General features: G+C 58.3%; 1 protein-coding gene. It reads left to right on the top strand.

Annotated elements, in window-relative coordinates; genetic code table 11:
- Positions 1-299: 299 nt before the first annotated feature.
- On the top strand, positions 300-883 hold a 584-nt coding region (locus E4631_RS25675), incomplete at its 3' end, for a hypothetical protein (protein ID WP_133655861.1).

Below are 883 nucleotides of genomic sequence, written 5' to 3'. Positions count from 1 at the left end.
AACGTTTCTAAAGCGTCTACGAACGGATTATCTCCTTATTTTGAGTGTCCAGCGGTGACCTACTCAAAGGTAGACCACCTCCCCTGCGCTCTTCAGCTAGTGCGCGTTGAGATGCTGGGACTAAATAAAAAGCGCGCCTAGGATTCGCCCTCCACAACCTTTAGCCTATTCTCTTGCCTTCTACCATACGGTTTCTCTACACGCTCGTAACCGCGCTGTTATGTAGTAGTGTGGCGGCGGCCCAGCCTACCCGGCCTGCGCACACCCCTAAGCCGGCAATAGCCGCCCGCCCAGCCACTATGCCTCAAGTACCCGGCCTGAATGGGCTGGGGCCATTTGTCATCGGCAAGCCCCTAGCAGCCATCCTCGACCCGTTGCAGGCCGAATGGCAGACCACCATTCGGGTGGCGCACTCGGCAGAAGAAGTAGAGCTGCAAAGCAGTACGTGTTGCAGCATCATCGAGCTACAGTCGTCTGGCAATAACACGATAGACCACGCCCCGCGTTGTGCCGATAGCCGCGTCTTTTATTTGCCGACGTATACGCTCCAGACTTCATCGGGCGCCCGGCCTACCACCCTGTTCGGTCTTTACCTTATCTTCTACCAAGGCCGGCTGGCCCGTATTTGGGTCAATGAGCCCGGTCCCGTTGTGGAAGCCTTCGAGGGGGAGGACTACGCCTACGGGAGTGGGGTAACGACTACCACCCGCAGCGCCGAACTGGTAGAGTGCCCCGGCGCTGCGCACCAGAAAGGTGCCAGCGTACCGCGCACCACTAGCACTACCCAAATGTGGCAGCGCGGGGACGTAGTAGCGGCTCGCCACTTAGAAATTAGTTATACCAGCACCGCGCCCTGCACGACGCGTGCCGTCGAGTATTTTCT

Source organism: Hymenobacter sp. UV11 (assembly GCF_004684095.1).
Lineage (GTDB): Bacteria > Bacteroidota > Bacteroidia > Cytophagales > Hymenobacteraceae > Hymenobacter.
The sequence above is the reverse complement of the archived record's forward strand: the minus strand, read 5'-3'. Positions and strand labels throughout refer to the sequence as shown.